Origin of the sequence: Sinorhizobium sp. CB7 (assembly GCF_041357635.1) — a bacterium.
Lineage (GTDB): Bacteria > Pseudomonadota > Alphaproteobacteria > Rhizobiales > Rhizobiaceae > Rhizobium.
Window position 1 is genome coordinate 222,907 of record NZ_JAULLL010000011.1, and the last position, 20,031, is coordinate 242,937.

Genomic DNA, 20,031 nt, shown 5'->3' on the forward strand with positions numbered 1-20,031 from the left:
GGCGCAATCGCGCCTAAGCCCGCAAGCTAAGAACTTATTGTGGGGAGGCCGAACTGCAGGCTCCCCAAGGAATTCGATGTTCTCCCGCTGCGGACGCGCCCCGAGTCCCCGTAAAATTCCGCGTTTGTAAGCAAACACTTATCAGCACCGTTTCGTTTTGTTTCGGTTGGTTTCGCATCATATCGTGCAATCTGCGGTAATCGTCGTTTTCATCAATTATCAAAAACTGGAAGGCGTCTCGCAAATCAGTCGAGGTTCGGGCTTGCCTAATGTGGGACGGCCACTGATCGCGGACTACAGCACCAGGGAAAGCAACCCGGCATGAGAGCAGCTATGGAGACTGACGTACTCGACGTTCACGGCATCCAAAGGCGAGAAGGTTCAGTTGGCTTAGTCATTTTCGAGCGTGATGACATTCTGCTGCGGCGCAGGCCGCAGTTCGCCGACCAGACGCTCGGAGATATCGACACTGAATTCTTGGCAATGCTTCAGGATATGCGCGAAATCGACGTTCGCTTTGGATTTATTTCGCACCACACGACTTTCCCATTCGATCGTGGTGAACGCATTGGTAGTGCAACGCTTACGCGGCTGCTCGACGATCTTCTGAAGGTCTTGGGCGCCGTACCCGACTTCTGGATAGACGCAATCCATTCACCGGGTCCAGGTCAACTCCGGCGTTGGCCCGGAACCTCCGAGCTCGAATTGATATTGAAACTGACTGAATGGTACGAAGTCGATCCGACGATGACGGTCGTGGTGCGCAAAGGAGATTTCTCTCGCTTTAGCTCAAAGACGCCAGCTTTCACCGAAATTGTTTATCCAGGATTAAGCGCCGCCGGCTCATCCGACGGCGATCGGCGGGCAACAATGATTTGGCTTAAGACGAAGATCAAGCATGCTTTGAAACTGCCGTGAGTTTGGTTCGGCAGTCGAGATCAGGTCGACAAAAGCGTGTTTCCCGACGCGGGCCACTCGGCTACCGGCTTCGATCTCGATCCTTATCCTGTGGTGGGCGAAGTTTGGTCGATTTTGACTGATCGCGGTCACGCCGCTGGTTGCGTTCGCGATCCGTACGACTGTTCTCAGAACTATCGTGCTCGGCATTTGAGCGAGCTATGCGGGTTTGGTCGACGGTGCGGTTGCTCGAAGTCCTGTTGTCTATTCCCTGCTCCGCGACGTGGTCGCGACCGGTCGCCGACTTCGTTTCCAAGCCATCCGAGGAGCGCTTATCCTTGCCGACCTCCGCCCGATCTCGATTCTTGGTTACGCGCGAGTCGAGCTGCAGCCCGACCACCTTACCGATAAAATTCGTTGCTTGCTCGAAGAGCAGCCGATCGGCGGGATTGAGGATTTTCGCGGCAGCGCTGATGGCGGTCGTCGCCAGCGTCTCCTTCGCTGCTTTCGCCTGAGCGGCGCTGATGGGTGTGGATCGCAGCATGTGTTCTTCTCCTTTCATTCTGGTGGGATCATGTCCGTCGCGCACGGCTACCTCCAACCGACGATATTCGCGCTGCAGCCCGACCGACAGATCGTGGCTCAATTCCCGCGCCGTGCTGGGTGCACTTCGGTCCTTCGCAATGCCTTCCAGCATCTGGATGACGCGCCCAACGGAATGCTGGGTCTGATCGAACCGCTTCCTCGCCTCTTCGAGCTTTGGCGCGGTGGGCGTGTCGCGAAGCTTGGAGATCACCTTATCGACGACATCAGTCGGTGCTGTCGCACCCATACGGTGAAACATCTCCCATTCCCATCGTTTGATGGGCGGTGGACCAGCACGTTCAACGCGTTTTTGACGTTCAATAGCTATCCCACGGTCCCGCGCCTTTTCGGCGAAGCGAGTCCGCCACTCGGTGAAGTCGCGGATATTGGGATTGAGCATCTTTCCGCTACTGCTACGCAGCCCGACGATCACATGTAGGTGCGGATGCTTATCAAGGTCATTGCGGTTGTGGACGGCAAAAGCATAGCGATGACCGGAAAATTGCTCTTTCAGGAAGTCGCGACCAGCGAGGATGAACTGATCACGGTCAACATTGGCCGGCCCCGACAACAACAGATGCATGAAATCGCGAGGCTGGCGCGTCTGCATGAGCGCACCGACGATCTTGCCCTCCGCCGTGAGTTGCTTGTGATCGCATGTCGTCGTCTCCCGCCGAGGAACGCCTTGATGATAGCGGCCGCTTTTTCCTGGACGCTCCTCGATGTGCGTCTTCGTTGAGAGCGTCACTTCCGCGCCTCCCCGCTGCATCGCATGCAGGGTCGCGGTCAACCCCTTCGGACCGCTCGAAAACTCCACCGGATAGCGCGAGACCGGCGTGATCCCCTCCGTACGCAATGCCTCGTCCACCCGTGCATCGATCGCATGCACGTCATTGATTTCAGCGGCAATGCGATTCCGGCTGCCACGATCGGATCGGTCCCTCTTTTCATGCGCAATCACCAGCGCCAGGTTTAGACGGGTTTGGCCTTTCACCCCCTCGCTGACGCTGAACGCATAGGTCCGATCGGTATCACCAACGTCGCGGAACCCCTCTGACGCAAGTGAGCCGAGTGCGCGTGCAACCTGCTTTCGGTCGGCACTCTCGAGCTCATAGGTCAGCCGTAGAACGTCCTTGCTTCCTTTCCGGTTTCCGAACTCGCGCTCCCAGGATTGGAGGACTGCGTTGAGATCGGTGACTTCGCGGCCATCCTGATCATGCGCCTTTTCTTCCTTACTTTGATAGGCAAGCACGTTGCGGGCTGACGCCGCGCCGGCTCCATAGGACAAGACTTTGACGACGACGGCGTTGTTACCACTCGCTCGGCTGAAAGCTGTCGCTGCGCCGGCGTTGCGCGCTACCGAGGGTATGCCGGCTGTTGTCCTCGGCGGCGCCTTTTTCGCTCCACCGCCCCCGCCGCCACGCCGTCGAAGCTCGTCCTCGATGAGCTCGAAATAGCTCGGCAGCCTGCGGCCCTCAGGCCTAGACCCTGAGCGACTTCTGGTGAGGTCGTTCATCGTGTCTCCTAATCAGGTCGGCGATAAAGGTTGATGGTCTGACGAAAGCTGCGTCCCTGATTGAATCCAGGGCGCCCATCACCTCGTCCAGCTTAGCCATAATGGCCGAGGCGACGATGGCCTGGTCGCGCCCTTCCGACAGAAATTCCTCGTTTCGAAAGGCGAGCTCGCGGAGGAACTGATGCATGTTTCCCAACTGTTGGTCATGCTCTTCCAGGATCGCGGGTATATGCATGATTTCCCTGGTAACGATGAGTTTTGCGACTAGGTTGACGGAGATATCGAGACGGCTGGCAAGCAGCTCCACGTTGCTGAGGACATGGGCAGGTAGACGGAACATGACGGCCGGTTTACGCATCTGCCTACATCCCCCTCGCCTTCAAGGCTTCGAGGATCAGTCTGTGGGTCGCCGATGATAGTTGCTCATGCCGTTCCAGCGATACGCGGAAAATCTTCGTCAGCACGTCGTCGTCGAGGTAAAGGGAAATACGCTTTCGCTTGACCGATCCCACGTTCACATTGGCTTGGGTCTTTACTGCCTGCTCTTCTCGAGTTTCGCTTTTAGGACGGCGGTGCTCTGACGTAATTTCCTTCTCGACCGTCAGCGCTCGCGCCTGAGGGGGATCCTCCGGCATGAGCTTGTCGAGATCGAGGCTGGTCGGCATGTAGGAGGTCGCATCCTCCTGCACGTCCCTCGCCTGGTCTTCTCTCGATCGGGCAAGAGCGAGAATGTTGCCGGCTGGCGTTCTCTCCCTCGACATCGCGCTCAGGCAGCCTCGGCCTGCAGAAGGCCGATGAATTCGTTGTTGATCTTTTTGACCAGATCGATCGCGTCAAGCACGCTTTCTGAGGCACGCCGCTTGGCCGAGGGCGTCAGCACCGGATTGTTCTCGATGCTGGCGAGCTTGGAATAGAGCGACCCGAAGCCGGCGCCAACATCACTGAAGTGATTGCTCTTCCGGATGACCGTGTCCACCATCGGAATTCGGCCGCTCGTCAGGATAGCATGGACCTCCGGAAGGGAGCGATTATGCTTGAGGGCGATCATGTCCACATAGTTCCAGATCGCCGCGTACGGGATCGGACCTTGCGCCCGCTTCCTGGAAATCTCCTTCAAGATCGTCGCCACCTTGATGGCTGAGGTCGCGGCCGTTGGTTCGGGTATGACCGGAATGAGGACGGCATCGCACTCGTGATAGACCTCGACTGCGCGTTGGTGGACATATCCGCCAACGTCGTAGATCCGGATATCAGCCGCAGGCGCCTCCGCAAGGCGATCTGCGAACCGGTCGTCCGGCGCGACTCGCAGATGCAGCAAGGTGCCGTCGCTTGGGAGCAGCCCTCGTTTCATGGAGACATTGTACCAGCGCGTCGACGATTCCTGCTCGTCACAATCAATGAGCAGTGTCCTATGTCCCTGCTGGGCGAACTCGGCCGCGAGATTGACATTCAAGGTCGATTTCCCCGCGCCGCCCTTGAAGGTCGAGATTGCAAGCGAAAGCGGTTTGCCTGTCATGGAGCCCTCAGCCTCGAAGTTTCGCCTGGCTCTGCGCCCGCTGGCGAGCCGCGACCAGATCATCGTTGATCCTCATCGCTTCGCGCTCGCGGGCTGCGTCCGCCTTGGTGTCCCGAGCTGGCCAGAGTTTCAGGATCGGGAGAACTAGGAGCACGAAGAAGGTGATCGTCGCGCCTTTGAACCAAGGGGACTGCGCATAAAGATTGGCTGCCCACTGCCATAGTGCCCGCGTCCATTCCGCCGGGAACAAGAGATACGAAATCGTCAGCGCAAGAGCGTAGGCAACGAAAGCCGCGAACAGGACACAGGCGGCCGAGACGAGCAGGAAGTTGGCGCTCAAAATCAGGAACCACACGGCCCTGAAGGGGAAAGTCACGATCCTGATGGCCTTTTGCTGTGCCGACATCTGCCTTTCTCCATGTGCCAGTTCCGTGTTTGAAAAGACATATCGCAATCCTCACGACTTTTCTAGACTTGCACTGCAGTATAATTTTATGCATCATCGCCAGAGCCAATTGATGACGGATGTAAGCATGAATCCTGGCGCACGACAGCTCGCTCAACTCCTCTTCTGCACCGTTGCATGCACGACGAATGCCGTGGCGGCCGCCGGCGAAGAGGATGCGGCTTCGAAATTTGTCAGCTATTATCAGAAGGCCTACGCAGAAGGGCGCGATCTGATCCCTGCCCCTCGAAATCCCCTCGATACCTCGTCGATCGCCGAGCGGCTCGACCTGCAAACCATCACACCTGAAGGTGCAGTGAGCGGGAGCGCGTTTCTCGCCTCCGACGGAACCATCGTCAAATTGGCCGGCGCCCAAGGCTGCCTCTCGACCGAGGAGATAGAATTCGCCGGCCTGCAGACGACATGCGCGATGGTCTCGCTCGCCGGTTTAACCACCATGCTCGGCGAGGCCGCGGCTGCCGCTGGCAATGCTTTCCCGTGCCATTTCCTCGGCCAAAATGGCGGCTCGCCGACCGTGCGTTTTGCTGAATGCTTTTTCGTGAGGGACGGTGAGATACAATCGCTTTCCGAAGTTCTCATCACCAAGGGAGTAGCGTTCGCGGCACGCGATCGCACCGGCCGGGCAGTGTTTCCGGAATATGCACAGGCAGAGACACGCGCACAGAAAGCGAAAGCCGGAATCTGGGCTAACGCCCACTTCACGCATCCCTACGGTGAGCGCTATCGCGCAAAACCCTCAACGAACTGATGAGGTTCCTGATGTTGATGTCTATTCTAGCAGCTTCCGGCTTCTACGCAGGCATCAGTATCATGCCGATGCTGGCCGGGCCGAGCCTTCCCGACGCTCCTCGTCACCGGCCGGCGACCATACCCATTCAGGCACTTGAGAGCCAAGGCGCCGCAGGCAGCCAGGAACGCGATGGAGCCGAATTCATCCCGTTTCCAGGACAAGCGCAATTCGAAACCGGCGACACCTGGATTTCCGGCGGGCGGAGATATCGTCTCTACGGCCTGCAGGCGTGTCTCCGCGGGACCTCCGTCACAATTTCTCCTGGCGTTGTCAGAGATTGCGGAGAGCTCAACCTGATCATGGTACAAGCGTTGATAAGAGATACGAAGCCCGTCTGCACAACCATCAAGGATCTCGATCAGAACAATGCCGTGGTCGGCTGCCAGACGACAACAGGCAAACGGCGCTATGATCTGGCAACTTACATGATCGCCGAGGGGTGGGGATTTGCCGCCGTGGACACCTCCGGCCATTTGATCGTTCCGGGCTACAGGGTGGCAGAAGAAAGCGCACGATCGGCACGCGCCGGGCTGTGGGCCTACTCGGACATGCCTCACCCCGTCGCAATCCTGAGGGGCCAAGGGAGCGCACAACGATGAAACCTGTTTCGCTGTCGATCATGTTTCTGACGATCACGGCGGCGCCCACGACGGCACAAGTCCGGCCGGCTGACATCCCACGGCAGATCTATGGAAAAGTTCAGGTCGTGAACGCCACGACATTCGAATTCAGGAAGAGCGTACAGACCGTGCGGCTTGCCGGATATGAGGCCCCTCGCCTCGAGCAAACGGCAACGAGCGACGGCGTCGACTGGCCGGCGGGTCAGGTCTCGCGGGCCTGGATGATCCTCCGCACACTCGGGCAGGACGTCAACTGCGCACCTATTGCTCGTGACGCCAACGGTGTGATCCTCGCGCATTGCTTTGTCGGAGAGACAAACCTTGCGGCCACGGCGATCGCAGAAGGCATCGGCTACGCGTTCAATTACCGCGGCGAACCCCAGGTTCCTGCCTATTTCGATATCGAGCGGAAGGCCCGTGGCCTCGGATACGGCGTCTGGTCATCGTCGGATCTCCTTCCTCCCTGGCTCTACACCGCGTCGCAGGCGAATGGGGAGAAGGCAAGGGGTTCTTCACTGGAACCTGACGGCGACTTGCCCCTGCCCTTGCCCGTTGTCCCCGCCAAATCACCCACTCCTAACGAAGTGCATGGAGGTTGAATGAACCGCATTGTTGGAGCCGTTGTAGCGCTTATGTTGCTGTCCGGATCCGCTTCGATAGCGATCGCCGAGGACGGCGCTACCCAGAGGCAGATAGAGCAGCGCGATCCGGGCTTTTGCGGAGCCGGAGGTGCTGGTTGCGATCCTGCCGAGGTGCAACGGTGGAAAGCTGTCGGCAACAGGCTCGCCGATCTCTCGTCAGCCGATCTCAGCCAGTACGCCTATGCCTGCGCCAAACATCCCGACTGGAGGAAAGACTGCGAAACCAATCCGGCCGCTATTCTGAAACGACTTGGGATTGAGGGATACTGAAAGTGGCAATGAACAAGCTTTCCGGAGGCGCGGTCTTAGCAGCGGCAATCGCCTTCCTGGTAGGCGCATTCGGCGGCTATGCGATCAACGAAGTGATCAGAAGCGGCCACGAGACCGATCTCGAACAGGAGGTCGCCCGGCTGAAAGACGAAGCGTCACAAAAGACGAAAGCTGAGGTTCCAAGTGACGAGGAGGCTAGCGCTGCGCTTGCGAAATCCGGGCGGTCGATGCGCATTTCTGAATGCAAACCGCGTCAGGCCGTGCCAGGTGTGACCTGCTCAGGCATCATCACAACGACCGCGGGATCATTTGCCGGAGCAAGCCAATCCGGCGTGCTCTCCTTTGCTAAAATTGATGGCGTCTGGAGGCAAATCCAATGAACACTTCGAAGAAGCGGACAACGAAACCGATACTGATATTGGCCGCAATCATGGTTGGTTCGGCCTTTGCGCCATCAGCGACCCCGGCAAAAGCCGAGAATCCATCCTGGGGATGCCAGGTTCTGCTTTGCGCCGCTTCACAGAACCCGTCCTGGCCTGGGGTTCCCTACTGCGTTCCGCCGATGACAAAACTCATTGCGGCCATGAAGGAGCCGGGGTTTTCGTGGCCAATCTGCCATGAGGCCAATGCCGGAAAACCGGGTCACGAGACCTATGGAGACTGCCCGTCGGGCACCACGGTTGGCTATAGTTCGCAGATGGGCAACGGCTGGAGCGGCGAGCCTGACCAATGCATCAAGACGGTCGATGTTTGCCGCACTCCTGGTCAGCACGCTTCCGACGCCGACCTAAGGGGTGGTGTGATACGTCGAAGCTTTGGCGACCGAGGCAATAGCTGCATTGAACAGATCGCGACTCCGCGGCCGCGTCGCGCGGATCCCTACTACTTCGACATTCCAAACGATAAGGGTGTTAAAGAAAGATTCTGGTTCGACCTGAAACACTAGTCCACGTCGATCGGTTGCGGGGGGAAAGAACCCATTTCACTCCTCGGCAACTCTCTTTTTTCTACGACGCGCTTTCCAAGCCGCGACTCGTGCGAAGTCGCTTTCCGTAATCTTGAACAAATCTTCGATGGTGACCTTCCACTCGCGCTCCATTTTGTCGAGCGTCGACAGCTTGACGTCCCGCATGCCGCGGGCCACTTGCGACATGTACGCTTCAGAGACCCCAAGTTGCTCGGCCAGATCCTTGTTCGTTAACCGGCGCTGGGCCTTCAATCGCATAAGACCAATAGCGAGTCGTTCCTGAAAGGAGAGTGACTTCAGATCGACGACGTTGGAGCGACCGTCGGAGAGATCGTCCTTCAGCCTCGGCATCGAATGCCATCCTCACTCGCAGGTCTCATGAACCCGACGCCGATCGGCAGGCGCCGATAACCGGGCGCAAGAGCGCACCCACAGCTGCTTGAATGTTTCAAAGTTCTACCGCTCATTCGATGCATGACGTTGTTCAGAGACCAAGAAGGGTAAGCGCAAACATTTTATTGTTCATCTTTGCATGCGACTGTTCACAAGTCCGTTACGCTCAATACACCGCAGCCGACAGCCCGTGCAAGGGAACGCTTGCGGTCTGCGAGATGGATGCTCCACTACAGGCCTTGCTTCCCGCTGTTATTGATGTTTCCCCGGTTTGCACACCGATCTCCAATTGCGTCAAACTTTAACTGCGGTTAAATTTTGATGTGTTCTATCGAGTGGAGAAAACTGATGGGATGGCTCGAACGGTTTGGCTATCGGTTTGACATGACGCGGTTAGGAATAACAGCCCTATTCCTGGCGCTCGCATTCGTCGCTGCTCGGGTGGCCTTTAGAGATAGTCTGACACTGGGCTATGCGATGGTCATCCCATCCTACATCTTCCTGTCGGTCGCGATTGAAGGTGCTCGGACCGGGAGAGGCAGCTTTTGGGACATTCGCGGTTGGGCGGAGACGGCCTTCGCTGTCGCTGGCTCCGCGGGCGTCGGATATCTCGGCTTCAGCCTATGGTCGATCGGGTACTGACGGCGAGCCATGCGTATCGTGGTCCGCAATAGCCCGACCCATGCGTTGGCTGAACTGAGCGACCGCGAGGCCGTCGCGTTACGGGCCTGGCACGGCAACGCGGCCTCTAGCGCGGATGAGGCAATTGCGCTTGCGGTTATCCGGCGCGTCAAGGTGATGAATGGCTGGATCGAATGCGACTGCGTGGAGGGGCGACATCAGCCATTGCTCGCCCCGATCCAGCAGGAACGCACCTTTACCCTGCGGCGGTTAACGGCGAAGGACAATGCCCCCGATCGGCATGAGGAGCGGCCAAATCACGCCCTCACGTGTCCGTTTCATGTCGACAAGGATGCCAACCCCTCCCTCATCGACCGCAGCTATCATCTTCGCCCGCTGCCCAAATCCGACCGCACGTATATCGATGCCCTTCCCGCCATTCCCACTCGCCTGGCCGATGTCTCAGGTCAGGATCCCTCGCAATTGAGCGAACGAAATGATCGGCCATCGAGGCTGGGCGGCATCCTCTGGCGAATGCTTGAGAAGGCGGGGACGAATGTGGTCCCTCCTCTGCAGGACAATGCGGATCTCGTACTCGGCAACCAGCTCGCCCGGCTGCGTTCGGCCGCGCGGGAGCTGAGGGTGCTCAGGACCTGGACACTGAACGCGCTTCTTTCGACCTGGGCTGCCGACTACTGGAATCCGGAGAGCCGTTGGCAGCGGCTGCTTGCGACCTCGCGCCGCGACTGGCCCGAGGGGCTTCGCCGCACCGGCTTCATGCTGCTGTTTTCGACCACCGTTTCCACACAGGTGGTCATGCCGGCATCCACCTCCCGAACAATCGACATCCTTTCCAAGGTGCGCCAGCCGCTTCGAGGCGACCCGGCAAGCCGAGGACCGTTCCTGACGCTTCTGAACGTGGATTTCCAGGAAAACGATGAAGGACCGGTTCGGGCAGTGCAAGCCTATGGGCAGCCAGTCTACAACGGCGATACGCTCTTTCCCGTCGAGTCCGGATTTGAGCGTGACGTTTCCCATCTGCTGTTCTGGCTTCAGCAATCGCTGTTCGATGCGGCTCCGGAACTTCGGATCTCCATTATCAAGCCTCTCTTCGCCATGGAAACGCCCATCGGTCTTTGCAGGCCAGATTTCGTTTTGGAAATTGCCTATAGAGATCAGCAACCGCGCAGACTGCTCGTCGAGGCTTTTGGGATGGAGACGGAGGAATATCTGGAGGCCAAGGAAAAAACCATCCCGCGAATGAAGCACCTCGGGCCGATCTTCGGAATTTTTCCGGAGGATCTTACCGAAGCGAATTCCGAACGGACTGGGCGCCGGCTGCAGGCATGGGTCGTCGACAAACTAGCCGACGGCTGAACTTGTGGCGCAATGCTTGGTCGATGATCGGCTGAGGAGATAGCTGGGCGGTGGGGTTCTCACGCCTTTCTAAGACTGTGCCGAGCCGCCATCAAGCTCGGACTCCGCTGCCTTAAGCAGAGCGATCTGAGCACGAGATCCGATCTCCGGCGGGCAGTTGCCGAACATGGTGGACACAAGCTCTTCGGCGAGTTCGGCAATCGTCGGCGTTAGGGTTGTTGGGAAAACAGCCGGTCCCAGTCATTTTCCTCCGCTCCCCGGCGTTCAGTTCGGCCTTGATAGCGCGCTTTTCCATTACACGCTCCTTGACCATCAGCCAAAGACCAGCGTTAGCCCTCGCTGCCGCAACGATCCTCTCGAAACCATCGTCTTTGAAGAGGTCTCGATTTGCGAGGTATCTGATTTCGCCCACGGAATCTTCCTCCTTCTGTCGGCTGTTACTGAAACTGGCAAATGCCGCTCCTCAATCTTCGCAGCGGTATGCCGCACCTCGGCGCATCCTTTGCGCCTATTCGGACCGGTCTTCGGCGTCGTCGTGTGGCGGCCCCTCTTCGCGCAGCGGATCGCGAGCACGATCGGCAAACTCGCGCAGGAATGCTTTCGAGCTATCCTCGGTCAGGCGCTCGGAGAGGGTTCCGATCAAGAGCTCGACATCTGCGTTCAACTCTATCGGGTCGAACGAGCCTGCATCCGCCTGCTCAAAAATTGCCTCGTTCAAGGCCTTGATGTCCGCTCCGAACGCGCCACGGACGTCTTGTCGCCGCAGGATAGCTGAGGTGGGGCGATCTCCAGCCTCATCCTGAACATCCGAACTGCGTTGAACTCGATTCCGTGGTCCTCGTGGAGAGCCCGGATACACACTGCGGTCCAACTTCGCCTGATCCAGCTCGATATGGACGTCGTCAACCCGGATGGGGCCGGAAGCGCGCGCTGCGCTGCGGTTTCCTTCGCGGCCGCCTGTTGCAGCGAGTTGCTTTTTCTGTGCCGTCATCTGTTCTTCATTTCGCAGTTCTTCCTCTGTCCGGCCGGCCTCACGCGTTTCGTCGAGATCCAGACGCTGCCGCAGTTCGTCGAGCGACGAGATATAGATGTGTCGCACACCCTCCTTGACGATAAACCGAATGTGCTGTGGCCGGTTCGGCCGATTGACAGCGCCCAAATCGATGTCCATCCCACCGACCGGCGATTGGCTCTCCATTCTCTCTGATGGAGCGGTTTCAGGTTGCGGCGCGCCGAAGGATTTGCTGTCGGCGACCGTCCATTCGACCGGCTGGATGCAGGGCCTGGTCACTGGCTTGAACTTCCGCACCTTCGAGAACATCCGCTCCCCGCCGGAATCGAGTTTCATGATGCGCATGAGCGGCATGCCGGTGACCTGGAGGATCGCCTCCTCCGGCTTCATCATCATCAATGTGTTGACGGGAAGCAGGTCGACTGACACCGGAACCTTCGATATGGATCGCTGCCTGCGACCATGGCGATGGGAGTAGGAGGACTGCTCGACCCACTCCGTCGTCCTGCCCGCTGCGGCAGAGACGGCGGCTGCGTCCTCCTGGTTCTGGAAGTTCATGAACAGCTTGATCGTGGACGCGCCCATCAGAATCTTCTGCCCGGAGCGCTGATACAATCGTTCGAGCTGCGCACCGTCCTGCAGGATAAAGACGAAGCGAACGCCGTTCTTGCGGATCAACGGCGCAAGCGTCAGGACCGTGTCGATGCGCCCGCCATTTCCGAACTCGTCGAGCATCATTAGCACTTCGTGCTCCCCGTTCCGCAACGGCCCCATCTGCACGAGCTTGTCAGCCATTTGCTGGATGAACATCGAAATTAGCCGCTCGTAGATCTGCATCGCATTCCAGTCGGCGTGGACGAAGACCACCAATTTGCGCTTTCTGATCGTTTCGATCGGGATCGTGGTGATGGAGGTCAGGGCCTCGACGAGAGGGTTCTGGAGAAAATTGAGCTTGGCGACGATCTCCGCCGCGATCCCCTCTCCGAGCTTTTCATGTCGGCCCGCGAATTTGGTGAGCTGCATGCGGGTCTGATCGGAAAGAACGGCCTCGTAATTTTCCAGGAGCTGGATGATCGCCTTGCGCTCGTCCGACATCGAATTGAGGATGCGGTAGAGTTCGCTCAGCGATTTTCGGGTGTCCGGGCATTCGAGCACGAAACCAAGCATGGCCGTCAGCAGGATCCTGGCGCTCTCTTCCCAGAAATCCGATGAATCAGAGCGCAGACGCTCCGGCAGCAACATCTGCGTCAGCTTCTGCAGGTCGGTGATCCGCTGGTTCGGATCGGCGCTGATCAGGTCGAGTGGATTATAGCCATCGGTAAATTTGGATCCTGGCGCTAGCAGAAAAATTTCGTAGCCCTGGTCCTTCAGATAGCCCGACGTCTCCTCGAACAGCTCGCCGCTCATGTCGAGGACCATCTGCGATCCCTTGAAACTCATCATCGTCGGAATGACGAAGCCGCGGGACTTGCCCTGCCCCGGCGAGCCGATGACCATGACATGCTGGTCGCCGTCGTTACGCAGAAGAAGGCCCTGCTTGAGACCAAGAACGATGCCGTGCTTGTCGCGCAGCCGGAAATCGGCGGCGTCTTTCAAGGTTGCCAGTCGCGCCTTGCCCATGATCATGCGCTGGCGTTTCTGGATCGCCGCCCCAATCGGAAACCCAACCAAGGCGCCTGCTGCCGCCAGACCGGCGAGCGCCGCAAGCACAGTCTGCCGCGACGGCCGCTGGTAGGCGCCGGCCGCGTCAGTCGCTCCAAAGGGCGCCTGATACATCGCCGCAAGGTGAGCCCCATAATAGTCCGCGATTCCGGCTACCCCACCGGCCTTGCTTGCAACGAGATAAAAGACCGTTCCGTAGACAATCACTGCGACATAGGCCGCAGCGAAGATGAGTGCCGTATGCGCGATCAGGGTGAACATCGACCTGACATGCAGGAGATAGAGGATTTTACGCGATAGCGCTCTGCCCCCTTTCAGCATCCAGAGGCTCAGCAGGAAAAACAGAAATGGCGAGGCAAGAACGAACGCCAGGATCGAGAGCCCGACGGTGTTTCGCGTACGGATGATCGACCATGTGTAGGCAATGCTGTCGAGAACACGCGCCTGGGCAACATAATCGTAATAGGACGTCGACCCGAAGGATGTGACATAGGCGTCGTAGATCAGCGTAAAGAACAACAGCCATATCGCCACGGCACCGCACATCGCGACCGGAAACGTGAAAACCGAGACCTCCTGAAGCTTCGTCCGTTTGGGGCGTTCAGCCTCTGCGTCCGTGTATACGGTTGCCATCTTCGTCCACCTCGTCTGCAAAATAGATCTCGCTGACACCGCGGCCGCCGGCGGCATCGCCTTTTTTCAATTGGACCACGATCGGAATGATCGAGCGGATGTAGCGGATGATATCGTCGCGCTCCATGCGGACACTGCTGTTCAGCACCAGCGTCGACAGTCGGTTGAAGGCGTGATGCGGCGAGTTTGCGTGGATGGTCGACATCGAGCCGGGATGGCCGGTGTTGATCGCGTTCAGGAAGTCGAAAGCCTCGTCGCCGCGTAATTCGCCCATGAAGATGCGGTCTGGCCTGAGACGCAGAGCGGAAGCCAGAAGATCGGTCATCGTGACCCTCGCCTCGCCCTGGGCGCCCTTCGAGACCAGCAGCGAGACGACGTTTTCCTGGCGCGGTTCCAGCTCCGCCGTGTCCTGCATGAGGATGAAACGCTCGTCGTCGGGGATCGCCGTCAGCATCGTATTGAGGAATGTCGTTTTGCCGGTAGACGTGCCGCCCGAGATGAGCATGCTGCGATGATTAATCGCCGCAAGCTGCAGAAACGCCCGCGCCTTTCCTGCCCGCAGCAAGCGCGACAGCTCGATATCGACGTTGTCGATATAGTCGTCGCCCGTCACCTTGGTGAAGCGGAAAGCTCCGGCCTTCTCGTAGTCGTCGAGGTCGAAGCGCCGGATAAATTGCTTACGGATCGAAAAGGCGTGGCCCGTCGCGGAGGTTGGATTGAGCACGAACTGGACGCGTTCGCCGTTGGTGAGCGTTGCCGAAAGCAGCGGATTTTCAGCGTTGATGGTCTGCTTGGTAAACGAAGCCGCGCGCGACGCCATATGGCGGATCGCCTCCTGATCGAGCCCATCGACCTGTTGCCTGATCATGCTGAGCTGGCCGATCCGCTCGAGCCAGATTTCGTTGCTGCGCTGGCAGGAAATCTCGACCACTGCGGGATCGTCGAGAAACTGTCTGATGGGTTCGAGCGCCTCGGAAAGAAAGTGCTGCTCGGCGGAGATCGACGGGTGCGCGTTCATTTGCCGGCCTTCTTTCGGCGCAGGCGGTCGAACTCCTCGCGCACCGGGTCCGGATAAAGATCCGAGAAATCAAGGTCTCGGGTGACGAAGACGGTGATGTCGGAGCCTTGGGCAATGTGGATCGTCGGGCGGATGTTGCGGGTGTCCTGAAAAGCCTCGGTCGCGAGTTGCTGAATGCCCGACGCGATCGTCTCGGCGCCGATCTCGCGCGCCCGGTCCTGCGAGGCCGTCCCGTTGTCCTGCGGAATACTGGTCACGGTTCCGTCCGTGTTGACGACCGTGATATTTCGGTCCTGCTTCTGACCGAGCTGGGCGATGTATTGCGTGACCCCGCCGATCATCGTCATCAGCGCCGGCGGCCCGAACCGTTCCCAATATTTCCGGTCGACGATGCCTGTCATGCCGGAGCGGCCGAGACGGTCCGTGCCGTACGAGCCGAGCTGGACCGAAACGCCGTCGCCACGGATCATGCGGGTCCAGACGATGAACAGGCGCTCCTGCCCGCGTTCGACACCGGATTTGTAGTCACCGATCAGCGAGGAGCCCGCGGGTATCAGGATGCGTCGGCCGTCGAAGGAATAGACATCCTCCCGGACGATCGCCTTTACCATGCCAGCGAGGTCGGAATTGACCGCCGTCTCCAGCGTGCCGCGGATCATCGTGCCCTGAGGGATCCAGGCATCGATACGGCGGTTCTCGGCGGCGACCGAAACCTCCACCCCCTGCCGACCCATCGCCTTCAGAAAGGCGCGATCGCCATCGACGGCACCACCTGCATCGGCAGGCGCGCCAGCGGGCGTGCCTGCCGGGCCATTCGCGCCGAACAAGCCGGCTCCCGTGGTATCGGACGAAGCCCTTGCCGCCCCGTTTGTCTGTTCGGATTGATCGAAGACGACGGCAGTGGAGCGCACGCGCTCAAGCAGTTTCGCCTGCCGGGCGAGCTCGATGCATTTTGGATCGTCAGGGTTCTTCCCCCTTGAGCAATCGACATCGACCGGCGGCGCGATCTGGGCCGGCGCCGGAACCACGGGCGCCGGTGGCGGGGGTGGCGGAGGAGGCGGTGCCTCCGGCACCTGCACGGTCGGCAAGGGGGGCGGTGCTGGCGGATTGAAACCTTCGTTTCTCGGTGCCTGCACCGGACGGAACTCTTCATGCGGTGTATTATCGACCGCCGGTTCTCGCTCGCCGCCGGAAAGCAGGAAATAGAGGACGACACCAATGCCAGCAATGGCCGCAACCACGGCGATCGGCCGCATCAGCCCGAACCCGGAGCGCCTCACCTGTCCGCCAATTGCAGTGTCGGTTTCGATCGAATGATAGTTCGGATCAGACATCGTGCCTCCCTACCGTGACTGTAATGGTGAGCCGGTGCTTGACGAGCCGAGCCGCTTCGGCGCCACTGCACCCTCGATCGGCGCCGGCACGTCGGCTGGGGCGGTCCTGAGATTGAACAGGCAGGTCTCGTTCTCGGTGCCGTAGCGCAGCGTCCATTGCCGCGAGACCCTGTCGATGACGATGTAGTCCGCCTCGCGGCGATAATTGACGAGGCTCTCCCGCCGCTTGTTATCGACAATGAAGATCGCCGGCACGTCGCCAGTGAATTTCATGAAGGTTTTTAGTCCGTCGTCGAACACCCACAAGGGTCTCGCCGCATCGCTGCCCTTGAAGCCATAGTCATAATTGACCTTGTCGCGGCGGATGTTCTTGATGTTGGGATTGCGCTCGGCGTCCTGAGCCTGCTTCCAGAGTTCGGCCGTCCCCTTTAGGCCAGCATCCTCCGGATAGATGAACTGGAGCTTGAAAGTCTGGGTTTGAATCGCCTTGCTGTCGTTCACGCGTAGATCGAACGAGTAGGTGCGCTTCGTCGTCACCACCGAGAGGTTGGTCGGCGCGTCCTTTTCCATCGGCTTCAGGGTGAGCGAGCGTCGATCGGCTGACGTGAGCATCTGCCAAGACACCGTGTCGCCGGCAGCGATCTGAGTGATCTCCTCATCCGCACCAAAGAGAATGGTCGTCACCATGCCGTAAGTGCCGGTGACCACGAAGACCTGCTCGGCCGAATAGGGCAACGTCCGCACCCGCGGATCGAGCCTGCCCGGTCGGGCAATGAGTTCGGCCTGGACCGATGAAGCTGCAAAAAGCAGTGACATGATGATTCCAGCCATCGTCCGCTTCATTGCACGAGCCCCGAGGGCATGGTCTCAGGAACCTTGACGTATTCGGTGACGACGAAGCCGAGGGGGTTATAAAGCCGGACCCGGTTGCTGGCGGGCAGATTGATCTGGCGGTAGCGAACCGTCGCGGACCAGCGATTGACGACCTCGCCGCCGCGGCGCCGCTCCCGGGTCTCGAAGCGCACCGACATGGTCGTGGCGTTGAGAGGATTGACCGACAGGATCTCCGGTCGGATCTCGCCCGTCGTTCCCATGGTCTTGACCGGACCTCTCGGATTGGAAGGGTTCATCCATTCCGAATAATCCTTAAAGGCCGGCGAGTCCGGGTCCGACCAAAGGGCGATCATGTCGAAGTTTTCCGACAGATATCGGGGATCGTAGGTCTCGCGGCGGATGACGTAATTGCCGACGAAGGACGCACGAACCGCCTGGATTTCCGAAACGTTCGACCGGTCCCTGTCGAGTGTTGTCACCGTCTCCATGTAGCCGGTGTTCTTGTCGACGATCAGGGGCACGACCTCGGTGCGGACGAGCGGGAAGAGCTGCGCGACGGAAAAGGACAGTACGCCGGCCACGATCCAGCCCGCCACCGCAAAGACCAGCAGGATGAGACCGATCAGGGTCCGCAGCGAGCGAATCTTCTCTCCCCATGAGAGGTGTTGATCGTAGATGTCTTGGGGACCAGGCGCACGATCGGATGGCGCGTGCTTCAATTGCCTTTTGAACAATACCAAGTTTCAAACCTCAAAGTCGCAATGAGTAAAATCGCTGATCCTCGACAGCGTCATTCGCTGTTACGGCGGCGATTGGTGAGCATTCGGCCAAGCGCGCCGGCTCCCGCGACACTGCCGCGGCCTGCAAGTGCCGCAGCCGTGACGGCACCCCTCGGACCGGCAAGCGTGCTGAGCGCTATGGCCGCAGCCTGGCCGGTGCGGGAATTGCTGGAGGAGAGGCGCCCGCGGGCACTGCTGTAGGCGGTGTCCACGCCGCCCCCGCCCGGGACACCGGAGAAGGCTGCTCCGTAGGCGAAGGTCCGCGCGAAATCGGGTACCTGGAAGATGAAATAGGAGATCAGCGCGAGATAGAGCACCATGGCGAGCACGATCGCCAGTGCGTTCTCCTTGGTGGCCATATCGCCGTTGATCGTGTCCATCATGCCGATCAGAAAACCGAACGATAGGCCGGCCATGATGTAGGTGAAGAGCAACATAAACATGCCGTAGGCAACGCCCCTCACCCAGGCGTCGAAGACAAAGCGGCTGATGCCGAAGAAATAGCAGAGGATGGCGATCGGACCGATCGACAGCATAACGGCGGTGATCATCTTGGCAAAGAGCGTGACGCCGGTGAGGATCAGCAGCATCGGCAGGAGGCCGAACACCAGCACGATGAAGACGACAACAGCGCCCGTTACATTCGGCAACCATCCAGACTCGTAGGAATTGAAGAGCTGCATGGCAAAGTCGTAGACCTTTCGAGCCATGCTGGCGACTTGTTGGGCGATGTCCGCTCCGGCCGATTGCCCACCCATCGCCGAGGATATGGCCGATCCCAGATCCTGCGGCGCCGACAGCACGAACTGGCCGATATTGTCGTAGAAGAGCGCCCAGGACATGATAAGAGCATAGGCGAGCGTGATCTTGAATGCGGTGACCGCCATGTCCTGCAGGGAGACGCTAGACAGTCCGAGCGCGCCCCAGAGGAAATAGAGGATCAGGAAGATCGCCAGGATGCCGGAAACGAGATTTCTGTTTTCGGCAAAAAGCCCCCAGGCCCGTTCCAACGACGCCTCGTTGATCTTGTCAAAATATCGTAGCGCGTCGCCATAGAAGTTTATCGCGTAGCCGACGGGATCCATGTCTCATCCTGAAAGTTATTGACCGGTCGCATCGGGCCGCAATCGTCCTTGACGACGCCCGCGAGCGCATTCTCAGCGGGCGTGGCCGCGGGCTGGGTGTCATAACCGAGCGCCGGGACCGGGTTTTCATCGGCCGAGCATTTCGCGAGCTGTTCGTACTTTCCGGCGCAACCGGCCAGCATTGCACCGGTCAGCACCAATACGAGAACAGCCTTCACTGGTTCTGGTCCTCGAAGGCCTTCAGCTGGTCGCGAACTGAAGTACCCTGCGGCTGCGTACCCCCGTCACGCATGACGCTGTCGGGTAGGGGCGCGAAGGTCTTGAGGTTTTGCGACGACGTTGCAAGCGCGGCCTTATATTGCTGGTTCAGGAGCATGACCTGGTTGTTGAGCGAGCCGACGGCTTCGTTGGCGGTCTGATTGCCCTGAAGCACCATCTGCGTGTTCTGCTCCAGGGCCCCCTTCAGATCCTTCGCCGTTCCGATTTGTTGCGTTGCCTGCATGAACGAATTCTGCCGGTCCTTGGTGGCGCCGTTCATGGCATCGGTCAGCGCAGTCAGCGTTGTCAGCGCATTGATGCCCTGCGAATAGGCCTGGTTGGCGCCGGAAAGCTCACCGCCCTTGACGGTATCGACCACCATCTTCACGAGGTTGAGGCCGTTGATCAGCTTCGCTGCGGTATTTTGGAACTGCCCGCCGATGCCTCCGAAAACCGCCGCGTTGCTGGATAGCACCGTACTGAAATCCGGCGCCTGTCCCATGGTGAAGCCATTGCCGGTAGCGAGCTTGGCAAACTGGCTCGCATCCTGCGTCCGATCGCCGGTGATCGCTGCCAAGGTCTTCGTGGTGTTATCCTTGACGACGGACGTGTCCTGCTGGATCTCGGACGAGAGGCGCTTGATCTCCTCGCTGATCGAGATGTTCTGCGAATCCTTGACCGGAACCTGCGCATAAGCGTGAGGGACAGAAACAATGGCAAAGGCCGCTGCGATCACTGCTGTCTTCATGTGCCTAAC

At 59.2% G+C, this 20,031-nt stretch carries 23 protein-coding genes; 9 read left to right on the forward strand and 14 right to left on the reverse strand.

The genetic code is table 11. From position 1 onward, the window contains the following. Positions 1–333: 333 nt before the first annotated feature. On the forward strand, positions 334–918 hold the full coding sequence (locus AAE029_RS21800) for a hypothetical protein (RefSeq protein ID WP_371074984.1): 585 nt from the start codon (positions 334–336) through the stop codon (positions 916–918). A gap of 61 nt (positions 919–979) precedes the next feature. On the opposite strand, the gene AAE029_RS21805 is transcribed toward AAE029_RS21800, so the two are convergent. Genes AAE029_RS21805 through AAE029_RS21825 form a run of 5 tightly spaced genes read right to left on the reverse strand, consistent with a single transcriptional unit; the run spans position 980 to position 4,920 of the window. After that, positions 980–2,998 carry a relaxase/mobilization nuclease domain-containing protein gene (locus tag AAE029_RS21805; RefSeq protein ID WP_371074985.1) on the reverse strand — a complete coding sequence of 673 codons (2,019 nt, stop codon included), beginning with the start codon at positions 2,996–2,998 and terminating at the stop codon, positions 980–982. After that, entirely contained in the window at positions 2,964–3,356 is a 393-nt protein-coding gene (locus AAE029_RS21810) for a hypothetical protein (RefSeq protein ID WP_371074986.1), read from the reverse strand. Before AAE029_RS21810 ends, AAE029_RS21805 begins: the two co-directional genes overlap by 35 nt. Before the next feature lie 4 nt (positions 3,357–3,360). Further along, entirely contained in the window at positions 3,361–3,759 is a 399-nt protein-coding gene (locus AAE029_RS21815; RefSeq protein WP_371074987.1) for a hypothetical protein, read from the reverse strand. 5 nt (positions 3,760–3,764) lie between these two features. Beyond that, positions 3,765–4,514: a ParA family protein gene (locus AAE029_RS21820; RefSeq protein WP_371074988.1), complete on the reverse strand. Its 750-nt coding sequence runs from the start codon at positions 4,512–4,514 to the stop codon at positions 3,765–3,767. Between the two features lie 7 nt (positions 4,515–4,521). After that, on the reverse strand, positions 4,522–4,920 hold the full coding sequence (locus AAE029_RS21825; RefSeq protein WP_371074989.1) for a hypothetical protein: 399 nt from the start codon (positions 4,918–4,920) through the stop codon (positions 4,522–4,524). A gap of 127 nt (positions 4,921–5,047) precedes the next feature. Here AAE029_RS21825 and AAE029_RS21830 point away from each other — a divergent pair, with 127 nt between their 5' ends. The 6 genes from AAE029_RS21830 to AAE029_RS21855 are packed head-to-tail and all read left to right on the forward strand — an operon-like array spanning position 5,048 to position 8,247. Next, positions 5,048–5,728: a thermonuclease family protein gene (locus tag AAE029_RS21830; RefSeq protein WP_371074990.1), complete on the forward strand. Its 681-nt coding sequence runs from the start codon at positions 5,048–5,050 to the stop codon at positions 5,726–5,728. A gap of 17 nt (positions 5,729–5,745) precedes the next feature. Further along, on the forward strand, positions 5,746–6,369 hold the full coding sequence (locus AAE029_RS21835; RefSeq protein WP_371074991.1) for a thermonuclease family protein: 624 nt from the start codon (positions 5,746–5,748) through the stop codon (positions 6,367–6,369). Then, positions 6,366–6,989, forward strand: a complete 624-nt coding sequence (locus tag AAE029_RS21840) for a thermonuclease family protein (RefSeq protein ID WP_371074992.1) — start codon at positions 6,366–6,368, stop codon at positions 6,987–6,989. Before AAE029_RS21835 ends, AAE029_RS21840 begins: the two co-directional genes overlap by 4 nt. Then, positions 6,990–7,301, forward strand: a complete 312-nt coding sequence (locus AAE029_RS21845) for a hypothetical protein (protein ID WP_371074993.1) — start codon at positions 6,990–6,992, stop codon at positions 7,299–7,301. Between the two features lie 8 nt (positions 7,302–7,309). Next, positions 7,310–7,681, forward strand: a complete 372-nt coding sequence (locus AAE029_RS21850; protein ID WP_371074994.1) for a hypothetical protein — start codon at positions 7,310–7,312, stop codon at positions 7,679–7,681. After that, positions 7,678–8,247, forward strand: a complete 570-nt coding sequence (locus tag AAE029_RS21855; RefSeq protein WP_371074995.1) for a hypothetical protein — start codon at positions 7,678–7,680, stop codon at positions 8,245–8,247. Before AAE029_RS21850 ends, AAE029_RS21855 begins: the two co-directional genes overlap by 4 nt. 36 nt (positions 8,248–8,283) lie before the next feature. On the opposite strand, the gene AAE029_RS21860 is transcribed toward AAE029_RS21855, so the two are convergent. Continuing rightward, complete coding sequence (locus AAE029_RS21860; protein ID WP_371074996.1) at positions 8,284–8,619, reverse strand: helix-turn-helix domain-containing protein; 336 nt, start codon at positions 8,617–8,619, stop codon at positions 8,284–8,286. A 390-nt stretch (positions 8,620–9,009) separates the two neighbouring features. On the opposite strand from AAE029_RS21860, the gene AAE029_RS21865 reads away from it, so the two are divergent. Both AAE029_RS21865 and AAE029_RS21870 read left to right on the forward strand, forming a co-directional pair. Next, positions 9,010–9,303: a hypothetical protein gene (locus tag AAE029_RS21865; RefSeq protein ID WP_371074997.1), complete on the forward strand. Its 294-nt coding sequence runs from the start codon at positions 9,010–9,012 to the stop codon at positions 9,301–9,303. 9 nt (positions 9,304–9,312) lie between these two features. Then, entirely contained in the window at positions 9,313–10,659 is a 1,347-nt protein-coding gene (locus tag AAE029_RS21870; protein WP_371074998.1) for a hypothetical protein, read from the forward strand. 508 nt (positions 10,660–11,167) lie between these two features. On the opposite strand, the gene AAE029_RS21875 is transcribed toward AAE029_RS21870, so the two are convergent. The 8 genes from AAE029_RS21875 to AAE029_RS21910 are packed head-to-tail and all read right to left on the reverse strand — an operon-like array spanning position 11,168 to position 20,022. Continuing rightward, complete coding sequence (locus AAE029_RS21875) at positions 11,168–13,966, reverse strand: type IV secretory system conjugative DNA transfer family protein (protein WP_371074999.1); 2,799 nt, start codon at positions 13,964–13,966, stop codon at positions 11,168–11,170. After that, positions 13,935–14,984, reverse strand: coding sequence for a P-type DNA transfer ATPase VirB11 (gene virB11, locus AAE029_RS21880; protein WP_371075000.1), 1,050 nt, complete (start codon positions 14,982–14,984; stop codon positions 13,935–13,937). The genes AAE029_RS21875 and virB11 overlap by 32 nt, the downstream gene beginning before the upstream one ends. After that, positions 14,981–16,318, reverse strand: a complete 1,338-nt coding sequence (gene virB10, locus AAE029_RS21885) for a type IV secretion system protein VirB10 (protein ID WP_371075001.1) — start codon at positions 16,316–16,318, stop codon at positions 14,981–14,983. The genes virB11 and virB10 overlap by 4 nt, the downstream gene beginning before the upstream one ends. 9 nt (positions 16,319–16,327) lie before the next feature. Continuing rightward, positions 16,328–17,149 (reverse strand): TrbG/VirB9 family P-type conjugative transfer protein, encoded by an 822-nt coding sequence (locus tag AAE029_RS21890; RefSeq protein WP_371075002.1) that lies wholly within the window; start codon positions 17,147–17,149, stop codon positions 16,328–16,330. Positions 17,150–17,157: 8 nt separating this feature from the next. Then, a complete protein-coding gene (locus tag AAE029_RS21895; RefSeq protein ID WP_371075003.1) occupies positions 17,158–17,892 on the reverse strand; it encodes a virB8 family protein in 735 nt (244 codons plus the stop codon). A 50-nt stretch (positions 17,893–17,942) separates the two neighbouring features. Next, positions 17,943–19,016, reverse strand: coding sequence for a type IV secretion system protein (locus tag AAE029_RS21900; RefSeq protein WP_371075004.1), 1,074 nt, complete (start codon positions 19,014–19,016; stop codon positions 17,943–17,945). Next, on the reverse strand, positions 18,992–19,234 hold the full coding sequence (locus AAE029_RS21905; protein WP_371075005.1) for a hypothetical protein: 243 nt from the start codon (positions 19,232–19,234) through the stop codon (positions 18,992–18,994). The genes AAE029_RS21900 and AAE029_RS21905 overlap by 25 nt, the downstream gene beginning before the upstream one ends. Then, on the reverse strand, positions 19,231–20,022 hold the full coding sequence (locus AAE029_RS21910; protein WP_371075006.1) for a conjugal transfer protein: 792 nt from the start codon (positions 20,020–20,022) through the stop codon (positions 19,231–19,233). Before AAE029_RS21910 ends, AAE029_RS21905 begins: the two co-directional genes overlap by 4 nt. Between the last annotated feature and the right edge of the window lie 9 nt (positions 20,023–20,031).

Coding starts and splice junctions, on each gene's coding strand:
- AAE029_RS21800 (WP_371074984.1), top strand. CDS start 334: ATGGAGACTGACGTACTCGACGTTCACGGCATCCAAAGGCGAGAAGGT.
- AAE029_RS21805 (WP_371074985.1), bottom strand. CDS start 2,998: ATGAACGACCTCACCAGAAGTCGCTCAGGGTCTAGGCCTGAGGGCCGC.
- AAE029_RS21810 (WP_371074986.1), bottom strand. CDS start 3,356: ATGCGTAAACCGGCCGTCATGTTCCGTCTACCTGCCCATGTCCTCAGC.
- AAE029_RS21815 (WP_371074987.1), bottom strand. CDS start 3,759: ATGTCGAGGGAGAGAACGCCAGCCGGCAACATTCTCGCTCTTGCCCGA.
- AAE029_RS21820 (WP_371074988.1), bottom strand. CDS start 4,514: ATGACAGGCAAACCGCTTTCGCTTGCAATCTCGACCTTCAAGGGCGGC.
- AAE029_RS21825 (WP_371074989.1), bottom strand. CDS start 4,920: ATGTCGGCACAGCAAAAGGCCATCAGGATCGTGACTTTCCCCTTCAGG.
- AAE029_RS21830 (WP_371074990.1), top strand. CDS start 5,048: ATGAATCCTGGCGCACGACAGCTCGCTCAACTCCTCTTCTGCACCGTT.
- AAE029_RS21835 (WP_371074991.1), top strand. CDS start 5,746: ATGTCTATTCTAGCAGCTTCCGGCTTCTACGCAGGCATCAGTATCATG.
- AAE029_RS21840 (WP_371074992.1), top strand. CDS start 6,366: ATGAAACCTGTTTCGCTGTCGATCATGTTTCTGACGATCACGGCGGCG.
- AAE029_RS21845 (WP_371074993.1), top strand. CDS start 6,990: ATGAACCGCATTGTTGGAGCCGTTGTAGCGCTTATGTTGCTGTCCGGA.
- AAE029_RS21850 (WP_371074994.1), top strand. CDS start 7,310: ATGAACAAGCTTTCCGGAGGCGCGGTCTTAGCAGCGGCAATCGCCTTC.
- AAE029_RS21855 (WP_371074995.1), top strand. CDS start 7,678: ATGAACACTTCGAAGAAGCGGACAACGAAACCGATACTGATATTGGCC.
- AAE029_RS21860 (WP_371074996.1), bottom strand. CDS start 8,619: ATGCCGAGGCTGAAGGACGATCTCTCCGACGGTCGCTCCAACGTCGTC.
- AAE029_RS21865 (WP_371074997.1), top strand. CDS start 9,010: ATGGGATGGCTCGAACGGTTTGGCTATCGGTTTGACATGACGCGGTTA.
- AAE029_RS21870 (WP_371074998.1), top strand. CDS start 9,313: ATGCGTATCGTGGTCCGCAATAGCCCGACCCATGCGTTGGCTGAACTG.
- AAE029_RS21875 (WP_371074999.1), bottom strand. CDS start 13,966: ATGGCAACCGTATACACGGACGCAGAGGCTGAACGCCCCAAACGGACG.
- virB11 (WP_371075000.1), bottom strand. CDS start 14,984: ATGAACGCGCACCCGTCGATCTCCGCCGAGCAGCACTTTCTTTCCGAG.
- virB10 (WP_371075001.1), bottom strand. CDS start 16,318: ATGTCTGATCCGAACTATCATTCGATCGAAACCGACACTGCAATTGGC.
- AAE029_RS21890 (WP_371075002.1), bottom strand. CDS start 17,149: ATGGCTGGAATCATCATGTCACTGCTTTTTGCAGCTTCATCGGTCCAG.
- AAE029_RS21900 (WP_371075004.1), bottom strand. CDS start 19,016: ATGGATCCCGTCGGCTACGCGATAAACTTCTATGGCGACGCGCTACGA.
- AAE029_RS21910 (WP_371075006.1), bottom strand. CDS start 20,022: ATGAAGACAGCAGTGATCGCAGCGGCCTTTGCCATTGTTTCTGTCCCT.